This window comes from Intestinimonas timonensis, assembly GCF_900626145.1.
GTDB lineage: Bacteria > Bacillota > Clostridia > Oscillospirales > Oscillospiraceae > Intestinimonas > Intestinimonas aquisgranensis.
Genome location: NZ_LR130817.1, coordinates 1,335,727 through 1,349,956, shown reverse-complemented (window position 1 = coordinate 1,349,956; position 14,230 = coordinate 1,335,727). Strand labels below are relative to the sequence as shown.

The 14,230-nt window shown below is 61.8% G+C and carries 15 protein-coding genes; 10 read left to right on the top strand and 5 right to left on the bottom strand.

Annotated elements, in window-relative coordinates:
- The first annotated feature begins 1 nt into the window (after position 1).
- Genes E0E29_RS13440 through atpC form a run of 8 tightly spaced genes read left to right on the top strand, consistent with a single transcriptional unit; the run spans position 2 to position 6,232 of the window.
- Positions 2 to 703, top strand: a complete 702-nt coding sequence (locus E0E29_RS13440; protein ID WP_130850268.1) for a F0F1 ATP synthase subunit A — start codon at positions 2 to 4, stop codon at positions 701 to 703.
- Positions 704 to 746: 43 nt separating this feature from the next.
- Positions 747 to 965 (top strand): ATP synthase F0 subunit C, encoded by a 219-nt coding sequence (atpE, locus tag E0E29_RS13435; RefSeq protein WP_204740016.1) that lies wholly within the window; start codon positions 747 to 749, stop codon positions 963 to 965.
- Between the two features lie 13 nt (positions 966 to 978).
- On the top strand, positions 979 to 1,467 hold the full coding sequence (gene atpF, locus E0E29_RS13430; RefSeq protein WP_130850266.1) for a F0F1 ATP synthase subunit B: 489 nt from the start codon (positions 979 to 981) through the stop codon (positions 1,465 to 1,467).
- Positions 1,464 to 1,988 (top strand): ATP synthase F1 subunit delta, encoded by a 525-nt coding sequence (gene atpH, locus E0E29_RS13425; protein WP_130850265.1) that lies wholly within the window; start codon positions 1,464 to 1,466, stop codon positions 1,986 to 1,988. The genes atpF and atpH overlap by 4 nt, the downstream gene beginning before the upstream one ends.
- The gene (gene atpA, locus E0E29_RS13420) at positions 1,985 to 3,505 is read left to right on the top strand and encodes a F0F1 ATP synthase subunit alpha (protein WP_130850264.1); all 1,521 of its coding nucleotides are present in this window, start codon (positions 1,985 to 1,987) and stop codon (positions 3,503 to 3,505) included. Before atpH ends, atpA begins: the two co-directional genes overlap by 4 nt.
- On the top strand, positions 3,493 to 4,374 hold the full coding sequence (gene atpG / locus E0E29_RS13415) for an ATP synthase F1 subunit gamma (protein ID WP_130850263.1): 882 nt from the start codon (positions 3,493 to 3,495) through the stop codon (positions 4,372 to 4,374). Before atpA ends, atpG begins: the two co-directional genes overlap by 13 nt.
- A 52-nt stretch (positions 4,375 to 4,426) precedes the next feature.
- On the top strand, positions 4,427 to 5,827 hold the full coding sequence (gene atpD, locus E0E29_RS13410) for a F0F1 ATP synthase subunit beta (RefSeq protein WP_130850262.1): 1,401 nt from the start codon (positions 4,427 to 4,429) through the stop codon (positions 5,825 to 5,827).
- On the top strand, positions 5,828 to 6,232 hold the full coding sequence (gene atpC / locus E0E29_RS13405; RefSeq protein WP_130850261.1) for an ATP synthase F1 subunit epsilon: 405 nt from the start codon (positions 5,828 to 5,830) through the stop codon (positions 6,230 to 6,232).
- Between the two features lie 97 nt (positions 6,233 to 6,329).
- On the opposite strand, the gene E0E29_RS13400 is transcribed toward atpC, so the two are convergent.
- Together E0E29_RS13400 and E0E29_RS13395 are read right to left on the bottom strand one after the other, a co-directional pair.
- The gene (locus tag E0E29_RS13400) at positions 6,330 to 6,809 is read right to left on the bottom strand and encodes a TspO/MBR family protein (RefSeq protein ID WP_130850260.1); all 480 of its coding nucleotides are present in this window, start codon (positions 6,807 to 6,809) and stop codon (positions 6,330 to 6,332) included.
- A gap of 61 nt (positions 6,810 to 6,870) precedes the next feature.
- On the bottom strand, positions 6,871 to 7,410 hold the full coding sequence (locus E0E29_RS13395) for a DUF4352 domain-containing protein (protein ID WP_165449909.1): 540 nt from the start codon (positions 7,408 to 7,410) through the stop codon (positions 6,871 to 6,873).
- A 291-nt stretch (positions 7,411 to 7,701) separates the two neighbouring features.
- Here E0E29_RS13395 and E0E29_RS13390 point away from each other — a divergent pair, with 291 nt between their 5' ends.
- Both E0E29_RS13390 and brnQ read left to right on the top strand, forming a co-directional pair.
- On the top strand, positions 7,702 to 8,160 hold the full coding sequence (locus E0E29_RS13390) for a cupin domain-containing protein (protein ID WP_165449908.1): 459 nt from the start codon (positions 7,702 to 7,704) through the stop codon (positions 8,158 to 8,160).
- A 31-nt stretch (positions 8,161 to 8,191) separates the two neighbouring features.
- Entirely contained in the window at positions 8,192 to 9,499 is a 1,308-nt protein-coding gene (brnQ, locus tag E0E29_RS13385) for a branched-chain amino acid transport system II carrier protein (RefSeq protein WP_130850257.1), read from the top strand.
- A gap of 49 nt (positions 9,500 to 9,548) precedes the next feature.
- On the opposite strand, the gene E0E29_RS13380 is transcribed toward brnQ, so the two are convergent.
- The 3 genes from E0E29_RS13380 to E0E29_RS18810 all read right to left on the bottom strand — a co-directional run bounded on the left by E0E29_RS13380 (position 9,549) and on the right by E0E29_RS18810 (position 13,936).
- Complete coding sequence (locus tag E0E29_RS13380; RefSeq protein ID WP_130850256.1) at positions 9,549 to 10,244, bottom strand: response regulator transcription factor; 696 nt, start codon at positions 10,242 to 10,244, stop codon at positions 9,549 to 9,551.
- Positions 10,237 to 11,658: a HAMP domain-containing sensor histidine kinase gene (locus tag E0E29_RS13375; protein ID WP_130850255.1), complete on the bottom strand. Its 1,422-nt coding sequence runs from the start codon at positions 11,656 to 11,658 to the stop codon at positions 10,237 to 10,239. The genes E0E29_RS13380 and E0E29_RS13375 overlap by 8 nt, the downstream gene beginning before the upstream one ends.
- 463 nt (positions 11,659 to 12,121) lie before the next feature.
- Positions 12,122 to 13,936 (bottom strand): S-layer homology domain-containing protein, encoded by a 1,815-nt coding sequence (locus E0E29_RS18810; RefSeq protein WP_242622559.1) that lies wholly within the window; start codon positions 13,934 to 13,936, stop codon positions 12,122 to 12,124.
- Positions 13,937 to 14,230: the final 294 nt, after the last annotated feature.

Here is a 14,230-nt window from a genome sequence, read left to right as displayed (position 1 = left end):
GATGTGTTTGGATGCATTCAAGGAAGCCCTGGTGGAGGAGCTGGGGACACGCACCGTGTTCACCATTCCGCTGCTGGGAGGAATTCCGGTGGCGGAGTCGGTGGTGGTGTCATGGATCATCATTGCGGCGCTGATGATCGCCACGCTGCTCCTGACCCGGCGGCTCAGCGTGCGAAGTCCCGGCAAGGTGCAGGTGGCGCTGGAGAGCGCCGTGGAGTTCCTCAACGGCTTTGTCAAGACCAACATCGGCAGGCACTGGCGTCCCTTCGCCCCCTATCTAGGGACGGTGGCACTGTACATTGCCCTGTCCAATCTCATCGGCATCTTCGGCCTGACGCCCCCCACAAAGGACATCAACGTGACCGCAGCGCTGGCCCTCATGAGCATGGTGCTCATCTACGGTGCCCAGTTCCGGTACAACGGTCTGCTGGGAGGACTCAAAAAGTTCGCCGAGCCCATGCCACTGCTGCTGCCCATCAACCTGATGGAGGTCGCCATCCGGCCCCTGGCCCTGTGTATGCGGCTCTTCGGCAACATCCTGGGCGCCTTTATCATCATGGAGATGCTCAAATTCGTGGTGCCGGTGATCCTGCCCGCCATTTTCAGCATCTACTTCGATCTCTTTGACGGAGTGATCCAGACCGTCGTCTTTGTATTCCTCACCACCCTGTTCACCGGCGAGGGCATCAAAGAGGAAGAATAAGACCGAAAATCAGACAAATTTCAATTCATAGGAGGAAATCATCATGTCTATTGGTATCATTGCTGCTGCCATCGCAGTTTTCACCGGCATCGGCGCCGGTATCGGCATCGGTTTCGCCACTGGCAAGGCCAGCGAGGCCATCGCCCGTCAGCCCGAGGCCTCCGGCAAGATCAACAGCGCCCTGCTGCTGGGCTGTGCCCTGGCGGAAGGCACCGCCATCTTCGGCTTCATCACCGCCCTGCTCATCATCTTCGTGGGTTAAGGGGGCGCCCCCGATGCTGGAGTTCCATCTTTCCAACATTTTGTTCACCATCATCAATCTGCTCGTCCTGTATGCCTTTCTGCGCAAGTTCCTCTTTGGACGGGTCAACGCCGTGCTGGAGGCCCGGGCTGCCCTGGTGAAGGAGCAGATCTCCTCCGCTGAGGAGAACAACCGTCAGGCCGTAGAGCTGAAGACCCAGTATGAGGCCAAGCTCACCGACGCCCGTCAGGAGGCGGCCAAGCTGATGGCCGACGCCCAGAACCGGGCCCAGCGGGCCTATGAGGGCAAGCTGGCCCAGGCGGAGTCCGACGCCAAGCAGGTGCGCACCCAGGCGGAGGCCCAGATCGCCGCCGAGCGGATGGCCATGCTGCGGGACGCCCGGAATGAGGTGGCTTCTCTGGCGCTGCTGGCCGCCGCCAAGGTGGCGGAGAGAGCCGTGGACGAAGCCGGCGATCAGGCCATGGTGGACGAATTTTTGACGGAAGTGGGTGAGCAGACATGAGCGAGCTCGCCCGCCGCTATGCGGAGGCCCTCTACGAGGTGGCCCCCGATGAGGAGTCCCTGCGTGCCACGGCCCAGACTTTGATGGCGGACGGGGCGCTGTGGGAATGTCTGTGTTCCCCCGCCGTGCAGCCCTGGGAGAAGGCCCGGGTGCTGTCCCGGCTGCCGGCTCTGGACGGCCGCGGCCTGCTGCTGAATTTTTACCGCCTGCTGGCGGAGAAGGGGCGTATGGTCCTGCTGCCCGACATCCTGGAGGCCTTCCGGGACCGGGCCCTGTCCCAGCGCGGAGCGGTCCGCTGCCGTCTGACCTGCGTCCGCCGGCCGGGAGAAGAAGAGCTGGAAAAGCTCAGGAAAGCGCTGTGCAAGCTCCACAAGAAGAAGGACATCGTCTTTGACATCCAGATCGACCCGTCCCTGGTGGGCGGCTTTACCCTGGAGCTGGAGGGCGTGACCTATGACAAGAGCGTCCGCGGGGCGCTCTCCGGCCTGAAACGGCAACTGGAAGAGAGGCGAATGGCATGAATACCAAACCCGAAGAGATCGTCTCCATCCTGCGGGAGGAGATTGAGGGATATGATACCCGGGTCCGCCGGGACGAGACCGGCACCGTGCTGGAGGTGGGCGACGGCATCGCCACCGTCTACGGCCTGGACAAGGCGGTGTACGGCGAGCTGGTGGAGCTGGACACCGGCGTCAAGGGCATGGTGATGAACCTGGCCCGGGACAGCGTGGGCGTGGTGCTGCTGGGCAGCGACGCCGGCGTGAAGGAGGGCACCGTGGTCAAGCGCACCGGCCGGGCCGCCGACGTCCCCGTGGGGGATGGCCTCATCGGCCGGGTGGTGGACGTGCTGGGCCAGCCCATCGACGGCCTGGGCCCCATCAAGACCACCGAGACCCGGCCCATCGAGCATGAGGCCAGCGGCGTGGTGAGCCGTGAGCCGGTGAACGTGCCCCTTCAGACCGGCATCCTGGCCATCGACGCCATGGTGCCCATCGGCCGGGGCCAGCGTGAGCTCATCATCGGCGACCGTCAGACCGGCAAGACGGCCATCGCCGTGGACGCCATCCTGAACCAGAAGGGCCAGGATGTCATCTGCATCTATGTGGCCATCGGCCAGAAGGCCTCCACCGTGGCCCGCATCCAGGACACCCTGAAGAAGCACGGGGCCATGGACTACTCCATCATCGTCTCCGCCACCGCAAGCGACTCCGCACCCCTCCAGTACATCGCCCCCTACTCCGGCGCCGCCATGGGCGAGTACTTCATGAGCAAGGGCAAGGATGTGCTCATCGTCTATGACGACCTCTCCAAGCACGCCGTGGCCTACCGTACCCTGTCCCTGCTCCTCAAGCGGTCCCCCGGCCGTGAGGCCTACCCCGGCGACGTGTTCTACCTGCACTCCCGACTGCTGGAGCGGGCCTGCCGCCTGACCAAGGAGTATGGCGGCGGTTCCATGACCGCCCTGCCCATCATCGAGACCCAGGCCGGCGACGTATCGGCCTACATCCCCACCAACGTCATCTCCATCACTGACGGCCAGATCTATCTGGAGAACGACCTCTTCTTTGCCGGTCAGCGGCCCGCCATCAACGTGGGCCTCTCCGTGTCCCGCGTGGGCGGCTCCGCCCAGACCCGGGCCATCAAGAAGACCGCCGGTACCCTGCGCATCGACCTGGCCCGGTTCCGGGAGCTGGAGGTGTTCACTCAGTTTGCCTCCGACCTGGACAGCGCCACCCAGCAGACCCTGGACCACGGCCGCCGCCTGCTGGAGCTCTTGAAGCAGCCCCTCTACCACCCCATGCCGGTGAGCCGTCAGGCCATCATCCTCTATGTGGCCACCAACGGCCTGGTGGACGATGTGCCCCTGGACAAGGTGCGCTCCTTCGTGCTGGACTTTGCCCAGGAGATGGAAAACGAGCACGCCGACGTGGTGGAAGAGATCCAGTCCACCGGTAATCTGAGCGGACCTGCCATTGATACCATCCGCTCTGTGCTGGAGGACGCCAAGAAGCGGGTGAGCGCCACATGGCAAGCATAAAGGAGATCCGGACCCACATCAAGAGCGTGGAGCAGACGTTAAAAATCACCAACGCCATGTATCTCATCTCCTCCTCCAACCTGCGCAAGGCCCGGAAGCAGCTGAGTGACGTGGAGCCCTATTTTCAGAAGATCGAGTCCACCCTCTCCGATATCCTTCACCACTCCGAGGAGATCAACCACCGCTTTTTCGACAAGCGCCCGGAGATCCCGCCGGAGAAGCGGAAGGTGGGCTATATCGTGGTGGCCGGCGACAAGGGGCTGGCCGGTGCCTATAACCACAACATCCTGAAGCTGGCGGAGGAGAAGATGGCGGGCACTGCCAACACCAGCCTCTTTGTGGTGGGACAGGCGGGCCGTTCCTACTTCCAGGAACACGGCATCCCCATCGATGTGGAGTTCCTCTACACCGCCCAGGACCCCAACGTGGGCCGGGCACGGGACATCGCCGAGCTGATGATAGACCTCTACCTGGAGGGTCAGCTGGACGAGGTATACATCCTCTTTACCAAGATGATCAATACCTTCCGCATGGAACCCACCGTCCACCGGCTGCTGCCTCTGGACCGGGATTCCTTCCCGGTCTATGACAAAAACCGGGACTGCTACAACCGGGATGTGGTCTACATCCCCTCGGTGAAGGCGGTCATGGACCTCCTGGTCCCCGGCTACATCAAGGGGGACATCTTCGGCGCTCTGGTGGAGTCCTACTGCTCGGAGCAGAACGCCCGGATGACCGCCATGAAGTCCTCCAGCGACAACGCCCGGGCCATGCTGCAAAGTCTGAACCTGGCCTATAACCGGGCACGTCAGGCTGCCATCACCCAGGAGATCACCGAGGTGGTGGGCGGCGCCCAGGCAGCGCTATAAGGGTCGGCGCACGCCCCATTCCAACATCAACTGCCCGAAAGGGGATTACCATATGAGTCAAAACAAAGGGACAATCGTACAGGTCATGGGCCCTGTGGTAGACGTGGCCTTTCCCAGCGGCGTCCTGCCCGAGATCAAGGAGGCCCTGGAGGTGGAGCTGGACGGCAAGCGCCAGGTGATGGAGGTGGCCCAGCACACAGGCGGCGACACCGTCCGCTGCATCATGCTCTCCCCCAGTGAGGGCCTGGGCCGGGGCATGGAGGTCACCGCCACCGGCGCCCCCATCTCCGTGCCCGTGGGCGAGGGCGTGCTGGGGCGCATGTTCAACGTCCTGGGCGACGCCATCGACGAAAAGGGTCCGTTGAAAAACAAGGAGACCTGGTCCATCCACCGCCAGCCCCCCGCCTTTGAGAACCAGCGCCCCGTGGTGGACATCTTCGAGACCGGAATCAAGGTCATCGACCTGCTGGCTCCTTACGCCAAGGGCGGCAAGATCGGCCTCTTCGGCGGCGCCGGCGTGGGCAAGACGGTGCTCATCCAGGAGCTCATTCACAACATCGCCACCGAGCACGGCGGCTACTCCATCTTCACCGGCGTGGGCGAGCGCACCCGCGAGGGCAACGACCTGTGGCGGGAGATGACCGAGTCCGGTGTCATTGAAAAGACCGCCCTGGTTTTTGGCCAGATGAATGAGCCCCCAGGAGCCCGTATGCGTGTGGCCCTCACCGGCCTCACCATGGCAGAGTACTTCCGGGACCGAGAGAAGCAGGACGTGCTGCTCTTCATCGACAATATCTTCCGTTATGTCCAGGCCGGTTCCGAGGTCTCTGCCCTCATGGGCCGGATGCCCTCCGCCGTGGGCTACCAGCCCACCCTGGCCAACGAGATGGGCGCCCTCCAGGAGCGCATCACCTCTACCAAGGACGGGTCCATCACCTCGGTGCAGGCCGTGTACGTCCCCGCCGACGACCTCACCGACCCCGCCCCCGCCACCACCTTTGCCCACCTGGACGCCACCACCGTCCTCTCCCGTAAAATCGTGGAGCAGGGCATCTACCCCGCCGTGGACCCTCTGGAGTCCACCTCCCGCATCCTGGAGCCCGACGTGGTGGGAGAGCGGCACTACAAGATCGCCCGGGGTACCCAGGAGCTGCTCCAGCGCTACCGGGAGCTCCAGGATATCATCGCCATCCTGGGCATGGAGGAGCTCAGCGAGGAGGACCGCCGCACCGTGGAGCGGTCCCGCCGCATCCAGCAGTTCTTCTCCCAGCCCTTCTCGGTGGCCGAGCAGTTTACCGGCCTGGAGGGCCGCTACGTAAAGCTGGAGGACACCCTCCGCTCCTTTGAGACCATCCTGGGCGGCGAGCTGGACAAGTACCCCGAGGCCGCCTTCAGCAATGTAGGCAATGTGGACGAGGTCATCGCCAAGGCCAAGAAGATGGGGGCGGTCTGAATGGCCGGGGAGAACACCTTCTACCTGGAGATCATCACCCCAGAGCGGCAGTTCTACATCGGCCCCGCCGAGGCCCTGGTGCTCCCGGCGGTGGACGGCCAGATGGGGATCTACCCCGGCCATGAGCCGGCGGTCACCGCCGTGGAGCCGGGAGAGCTGCGCTACAAGGCCGAGGGCAAGTGGGAGCCTGCCGCCGTGGGCGCCGGCTTCGCCGAGATCAAGCCGGACTATGTGATCCTGCTGGTGGGCTTTGCCGAGCACCCCGAGGAGATCGACCGCAAGCGGGCGGAAGCTGCCAAGGAGCGGGCCGAGGAGCGCCTGCGTCAGAAGCAGAGTATCCACGAGTACTACCACTGCAAGGCCGCGTTGGCCCGGGCCATGGCCCGGCTGAAGACCCGGCGCTGAGTATACAGGCGCACATCTGGTGGAAAATAAGAGAACGAAAATGCCCGCGGGCCCTGACAACAGGGCCCGCGGGCATTTTCATGCAAATGAAACGCAGTCAGTTCAGCAGCCAGACTCCCAGGTTCAGGTAGGCGGCAAAGGTCACCCACAGGAGGTAGGGGATCTGAAGCCAGGCGGCCCATTTGTCCGCCAGGAGGAAGGTGTGGAGCATCCACAGGATCAGCACCCACAGGACAAGCAGCCACAGCAGGGCGAAGCCGAAGGCCTGGAGGTTGAAGAAGAGGAGGCTCCAACAGAAGTTGAAGGCCAGCTGGACGCCGAACAGGGCCAGACCTCGGGTCCGTGCCCCGGAGGGCGGCGAGCGCCACACCCGGGCGGCGCCAATTCCCATCAGGGCGAAGAGGATGCTCCAGACTACGGGAAAGACTACGGGCGGCGGCGAGAGGGGCGGCTGCACAATGGTGGTACTGTACGTTTTGAGGCCGTCCCTGGACAGCCAGCCGGAGAGGGCGCCCACACCCTCCGCGATCAGGATGCCGATGATGTCTGTGAGCAGGACGTTCTTTCGTTCACCCATAACAATTCACCCGGGCATAGTATATGCCGAAAGATACGCCCTATGCGGGAGAAAAATAGGCTTACGCCTGGGCCTCGGCAGTGAAGTAGACGAAGAAGGTGTCTCCCTCCTCACCCTCCTCGGTGCCGTCGTCAAAGAGCTCCAGGTAGGAGATGGAGAAGTCGGTCTCCCCGGCGGGCACCTCAAAGACCAGCAGGCCGGTGCGCTCCTCGTCCACCGCCAGCTCGTACTCGGTGGGCAGCTGCTGGTCGGAGACGGCGTCGGTATAGTAGGTAATGGGGACGTCATAGGCGTCCTCGCTGTCATCGCTCCACTGAACCTGAAAGTCGGTGTCGTACATGGGGATGCTCTCCCGGTTGGTATTCTTGACGGTCACATCGGCCACCAGAAGCTGATAGCCCTCCATAATGGGGGTGTAGCCCTCGTAAGTATCGCAAAGGTAGGCGCTGTTGACGGTGAAGTCAAAGAAGTAGGTGTGCATGGTGTCGCCCAGACGCCCCTCCGCGAAGCCGTCCTTGGCGTAGCCGGTTTTGTCACCGCAGCCGGTGAGCAGGGACAGGCTCAGCGCACCCAAAACAAGAATGGTTCCCAAACGTCTCATAGTGTTTCCTCTTTTCTTCTCTGTAATTCCACGGCTGAGCATGCCGCAGACAACCTTCATTGTAGCAGAGAAGAGAAAAAAGGAAGTCCTAATTTTTCCACATCATGCAGGCTGCGCGCTGCTTTCTGAGAAAAAATGGGTGTTCTACCTGAGAAAGTGCAATATACGCACAGGCAAAGCAAAAAAACCGGGGGAAACACCGGACGGAAATTGACAAAGACGAGCGGGTATAGTAGCATGGAAGCACAGCGAATTGCCGAAAAAGGGAGGCGTAGGGCGATGGAGCGCGAGATGTTGATCAGACATATGGGCCTGGAGCCCCATGTGGAGGGAGGGTACTACCGCAGGGTGTATGAGAGCGGGGTACATCTGCCGGACGGGACCCGGAGCGCCTCGGCCATCTACTATCTGCTGGGTGCGGAGGAGCGTTCCCGACTCCACCGGGTGGGGCGGGACGAGCTCTGGTGCTGGCACAGCGGCCGGAGTCTGGACCTCTGGTTTGTAGGGGAGGAGGGCGTCACCGTCCGCCGCCTGGGACCAAATGTGGAGAACGGAGAACAGCCTCAGCTCCTGGCGCCGGGGGATATGATCTTCGGAGCGCTGCCGGCAGAGGGGCCGGGGGAGGACTATACACTGGTCACCTGCGTGGTGACGCCGGAGTTTACCGAGGACGCTTGTCACCTGCTCACCCCTGCTGAAGCAGCGGAGCTGGCGGAGCGGTGGCGGCTGCCGGAGGCGTTTTTGGGATGAGAGGGACCCGATGGGGTCTGAAGGAGGATCTATGAAGAAATTGAGCAAGCGGGTCCAGCTGCTGCTGGGTTTCACCCTGTTTTCCATGTTTTTCGGTGCAGGCAATCTGATTTTTCCCCCAGGCGTAGGTGCCCAGGCGGGGAACCTCACCTGGCTGGCCATGGCGGGCATGGCGGTGAGCGCCGTGGGTCTCCCCGTACTGGGGGTGGTGGCGGTGGCCCTCTCCGGCGGCCTGGATACCCTGGGTGACCGGGTCCATCCCCTCTTTTCCAGGGTATTCACCATTGTGGCCTATCTGGCTATCGGCCCCTGTCTGGCCATCCCCAGAACGGCCAGCACCTCCTTTGAGATGGCGGTGCCTCCCTTTGTGGGGGCGGACGCCCCCATCGGGATGCTGCAGATCCTTTACTCCCTGGTGTTTTTCGCCCTGGCCCTGGTGGTGGCGCTGCGGCCGGAGAAGCTCACCGACCGCCTGGGAAAGATCATGTGTCCCATCCTGCTCCTCCTAATCGTAGTCACCTTCATCGGCAGCCTGGTGGACCCCCTGGAGGGCTACGGCGCGCCCCAGAGTGAGCTGTACGCCGCCGCTCCGGTGGCCCGGGGCTTCCTGGACGGCTATCAGACCATGGATACCATTGCCGCTCTGGTCTTTGGCATCATCATCGCGCTGAACATCCGGGCCAGGGGCGTGGAGGAGGACAGCGACGTGGTGCGCTACACCGTGCGGGCCGGCTGGATGGCCGGGGTGCTGCTGCTGGTGGTGTACGCCATGCTGGCCCACATCGGAGCCCTGTCCGGCGGCGCCTTCCCTGGTGCCACCAACGGCGCGGAGGTGCTGACCAACCTGGTCCCCGCCCTGTTCGGCACGCCGGGGAGCGTCCTGCTGGCCGCCATCTTTGTGATCGCCTGCTTCAATGTGTGCGTAGGGCTCATCAGCTCCTGCGCCGAGTACTTCAACATGATCTGTCCCAAGCTCTCCTATCGGACCTGGGCCATCCTCTTCGCTGCCGTGAGCATGCTCATCGCCAACGCCGGGCTGGATCTCATCCTCAGCCTGTCCGTCCCGGTATTGAGCATCATCTACCCGGTGGCCATCGCTCTGATCGCCCTGGCGCTGCTCCAACAGTGGGTGGGACGGCGGCCCCTGGTCTATCCGGTCACCGTCCTTTTCACCGGTGTGGCCAGCGTCCTCTATACCCTGCGTGATCTGAAGGTCCTGCCAGCCGCCCTGTCTGATCTATTGGGAGCCCTGCCCCTGGCTGAACAGGGCCTGGGGTGGCTTCTGCCGGCCCTGGTGGGCATGGTAGTGGGCCTTGCATTGACCCAAAGGAAGCGTTGATAAAAAATAAAAAGCTCCGTCCGTCAGGAATGACGGACGGAGCTTTTTATCATGCGTTGAGCCGGTATCCCGCCCCCCAGACCGTCTCGATGATTTTGGGGTGGGTGGGATCATCCTCGATTTTCTCCCGGATGCGCCCGATGTGGACGGTGACGGTGGCGCTGTCCCCCACATAGTCATAGCCCCAGATGGTCTCGAAGAGATGCTCCTTGGAGAAGACGATGTTGGGATTCTCCGCCAGGAATTTGAGGAGCATAAATTCCCGATTGGGCATTTTGAGCTCGCGGCCGGCCTTGTAGACCTTCCAGCTGCGGGGGAAGATCTGGAGATCCCCTACGGTGAGCGCGTCATCGTCCGCCTTTTTTCCGGCTCCACCGGTGAGACGTGCGTAGCGGTTGAGATGGGCCTTCACCCGGGCCACCAGCTCGGCGAGGTCGAAGGGCTTGGCGATGTAGTCGTCCGCCCACAGGCCCAACCCCCGGATCTTGTCCACCGAGTCTGTGCGGGCGGTGACCATGAGAATGGGTACATCCACCTGGTCCCGGATGCGGCGGCACACGTCGTAGCCGTTGCAGCCCGGAAGCATCAGGTCCAGCAGGATCAGGTCAAAGGTCCGGGTGAGGGCGGCGGACACCGCCCCCTCGCCGTCGGAGACGGTTTGGGTCTGGAACCCTTCGATCTCCAGATAGTCCTGTTCCAGCATGGCGATCTCCAGATCGTCTTCCACGATCAATATGTTAGGCATGGGTGATTTCCTCCTCTTCGCAGGGCAGGGCAATGTCGAAGACCAGACCGCCGTCATTTCGGGCGGAGATGGTCCCGCCGTGGGCCTCGATGATGTATTTGACGATATAGAGCCCCAGACCGCTGCCCTCTCCGGATTCTCCGCCCCGGGACTGATCCCCGCGCCAGAACTGTTCAAAGAGGTGGGGGAGGGACCCCTCAGGTACGCCGCAGCCATTGTCGGCGAAGCGCAGGTGCTCCATGTCGCGCTCCCGCCAGAGGGTCAGGGTGAGGACCAGGGACTCCGCTCCGGTGTAGCGGACGGCGTTGTCGGTAAGGTTGGTAAGAACCCGGTACATCTGCTCAGTGTCAATGCGCACCGGGTGGGGGGCCGGGGCACCCTTGACCAGGAACTTCCCGCCCCGCTGCTCCAGGTCCCCGGCGGTATCCCGGACAAAGCCGCGGACGAATTCCCCCAAATCGGCCCGGACAGGGAAGAGAGGCAGGTTCCCGGTCTCAAGCTTGGAGAAATAGAAGAGCCGCTGCAGTAGCACGTCCATATCGCAGGCCTTGCGGTAGGCGATGTCCAGATACTGGGCCTGCTTGGCAGGGGTATTGGCCACCCCATCCCGCAGCCCCTTGATGTAACCCTTCACCGAAGTGAGGGGGGTGCGCAGGTCGTGGGAGATCCCCGCTACCAGATCGGTGCGGGCACGCTCATAGGCGGCGTTCTTCTCCCGTTCCTGGAGAAGGTGCTGCTGCATGTGCTCAAAGGCGGCACACACCGCCGTGAACTCGTCCTGACCGTCATAGCCTACGGGCTGAGAGTAATCCCCTGCCTCGATGCGTTGGGCGGCGTCGGTGAGGGCGTTGACGGGGCGGAGAATGTGCTTGAGCTGAAAGTGGGTGGATACCATGGACAAAAGGACGATGACCACAATGGCGCTGGCGCCGATGATGAGGATCGACAGCAGCACCGCTTCGGTCTGCAGCCGCTGCCGGCCAAAGACCTTAGGCATGTTGGGCTCGCCCATGGTCAGGATGGTATAAGGCCCGGAGCGCATCCCGATCACCAGGGCGCCGCCCATCCACAGTGTCGTGGGCTCGCCGGCGGGCCAGCTGTTGATGGGAGGAAGTTGGCGAAGCAGGTCGGTCTGGATGGGCGCCATGGAGGAATAGACCTCCGTGCCGCTCAGAGAGACATAGAGGGAGTAGCCCAGGTCCTTGAGCTGCTGGTTCAGGTCTTCCCAGGAGCTGGGGTCCTCTACCCACTGGGTCAAAAGGTTCTGGACCTTGGGGGCGTTGTCGTCCACCACCGGAGGCCGCTCCATATAGTGGTCGTTCACGCTCCCAATCACCGCGCCGCTGACGATGAGCAGGGCGGTGAGGGCGACCATGACCACTACGGCGTTGTAAAAAAAGATCCGCCGCTTCATCGCCAGTCCTCCATTCTGCGTCCGATATAATACTACTTTATTATACTAATCCGGGATTGTAAACACAGTGGAGAGAAATTCTAAATTTTTCAGAAACTTCACAGACAAAACAAAAAACTCGTTTCCGAAAGGAAACGAGTTTTTTGCTTCACTCTCTTTTGATGGTGGAGACAAGCGGCATCAAACTGTTAGCCTCTTGAATGCCATTCAAGCGCTTCCACGGGCCGCTCGGCATAGTCCAGACCCTTTCGACAACGGTACGGTCAGGAGATCAAGCCTTTTCTGGAACTGGAAAACACAACTGCCGGATGACTTGGGCATGGTTAACTTTCTGCCTGCTTGGTGGGGTCGGAGGCGAATACACACGAAAAATGGCCGCCCTGGGGCGGCCATTTTTCTCGGAATGACGGAGTCTTTGTACAATTGTGTCTTTTGCGGCGTGAGTCATGCAGGTGGTACTTTGTTACTTGTCCACGCTCTTGCAGTACCGAATCAGAATGACAGCTACTTCAGCTCGGGTCGCGTTGCCGCGGGGACTGAGGGTGCTGGCGCTGGTACCGTTGATGATACCTGCTCCCACGGCCCACTGCATGGCGGCAACCGCATACTCGCCCAGCTCTGCAAAGTCTGTATAGGAGAGAATGTTGGTGTTCTCGCCCACGCTCACATCATAGCCCTTGTACTGTGCGTAACGATAGAGCATGGTGGCCATCTGCTCTCGGGTAATGGAATCATTCGGTCCGAAGTTTCCGTTGCCGTAACCGGTAATGATGCCTTCACTGGCTGCCCAGCGGACCGCCTCGGTGTACCAGGTGGAGGAATCCACATCCGTAAAGGTCATGGCATAGTCCACCACAGGGCTGCCCTCCAGCCGCCACAGGATGGTGGCGACCATGCTGCGGGTGGTGGTCATATCAGGCGCAAAGGTGGTGGCGCTGGTGCCGGTCATCAGGCCGTTTTCGTAGACATAGGACACACCGTCGTAGTACCAGCTGTCCAGAGGCACATCCACAAAGGGAAATTCCTCAGCGTCGACTTCGATAAAGGCGGCCTTTACGGTGACGTCACTGGCCGGCATGGTGAAGGTGTAGGTTCCATCGTTCTTGTCGTTCAGCGTGAGAGCCTTACCGTTTTTGTTGGTAACGGTCAGACTGCTCAGTCGGTAACCGTCATCCGGAGTCACTGTCAGCTTAACGGTAGTGCCCGCGCCGGCGCTGTTGTGGCTGGATTTGACTACGCCGTTTTCAGCGGATTCCACGGTGACGCGGTAGCTGGCGGTTGTTCCGCTTCCGCCTCCTCCGCCGCCGCTGGTGTGGGTGCTGGTAATATGCAGGGTATAGGCGGTGCTGCCGATGTTCACGGTAATGACCGTCTCACCCGTGCCAATGGGGACAGAGAGGCTGCCGCTGCCGGAGGTAAACTCCTGACCGTTGATGGTAACCTTTTCCTTATTGCCGGAGATGGCAGTGACCAGGGTGCTGTCGGCGGAGATGCCGGAGATGGAACAGGTGAGCGCGCCGCTTTCATCTGCGGTGAAATCATCTATGGAGACAGGCAGTCCTTCAAAGAACAGTTTGTCCTCTCCGGCTGCGGCGGCGTGTACCACCACCCGGCTGCCCAGCTGGCTGAACTGGATGGTGCTGGTCTGGGCGTTCTCGCCATTCAGTGCTCCCTCGATGCCGGTGGTCTTTGTCTCCGGTACTTGGTCGTTTTCGTCCAGCAGGGAGGCCACCAGGGTAGCGGTGGTCTGATCCTGGAGCGAGTTGTTTTTCAGTTCCACCACGGCTGTTGTTGCACCGTTGCTGTTGGTCTGGGTCACGTTCAGGGTGGTCTTTTCGCCGGTACGGGCGTATGCGCCGGTGAGGAGGACGGCACTCTGGTTGTCGGAACTGTAGCACTCAGGCAGACGCTTTGCACCGCTCTGAGTCCCGATGGTCCCCTCCGCCCAGGCGTCGGCGTACAGATATACGCCGCTGTCGGGGATCTCCCGGAGGCCCTGTGCCTCAACATAGGTGCCCACATCGTAGGTCAGCACCAGGGTAAAGCTGCCCGCATCAATGAGTTTCAGGGCATCCGCATCGGAAATCGTGAGGGTGCTGCCGCCGCTGCCGGAAACACCGGCGGTGCTGCAGGTCACATTGGCTTTCTCGGTCAGCAGATTGTCAGTGTAGAAGGCCAGATTGACCGTGCGGCCGCTGTCGGCCAGAGGAGCGTCGGAGGCGTTGTAGAGGGTCACGGCGATGGTACGCTGGCCTTCCTTCTCCTCCAGCACCTTCATCTGGGAGATGCCGATGTCGGGGTAGTCCAGATAGACGGTGCCGGTCTTGGTGATGTTGGAATCGGTGTCGGTGATGGTGTACTCCACGTTGGCCACGGTCTCGCCAACCTTATGGTACACCGTCAGGGTTGCGCTCTCATTGGGAGCAAGGGACTCGCTCAGGGTGGCAGTCTCATCCTGTGCCAGGGTGATGGTCAGCCCCGTCACCTCGTTGACACCAGTGTTGCGGACGGTAAACTGGATGGGGGTCAGGCTGTTTGCCATCAGGTTGGCGTAGTCCACCCCAATGGTCTC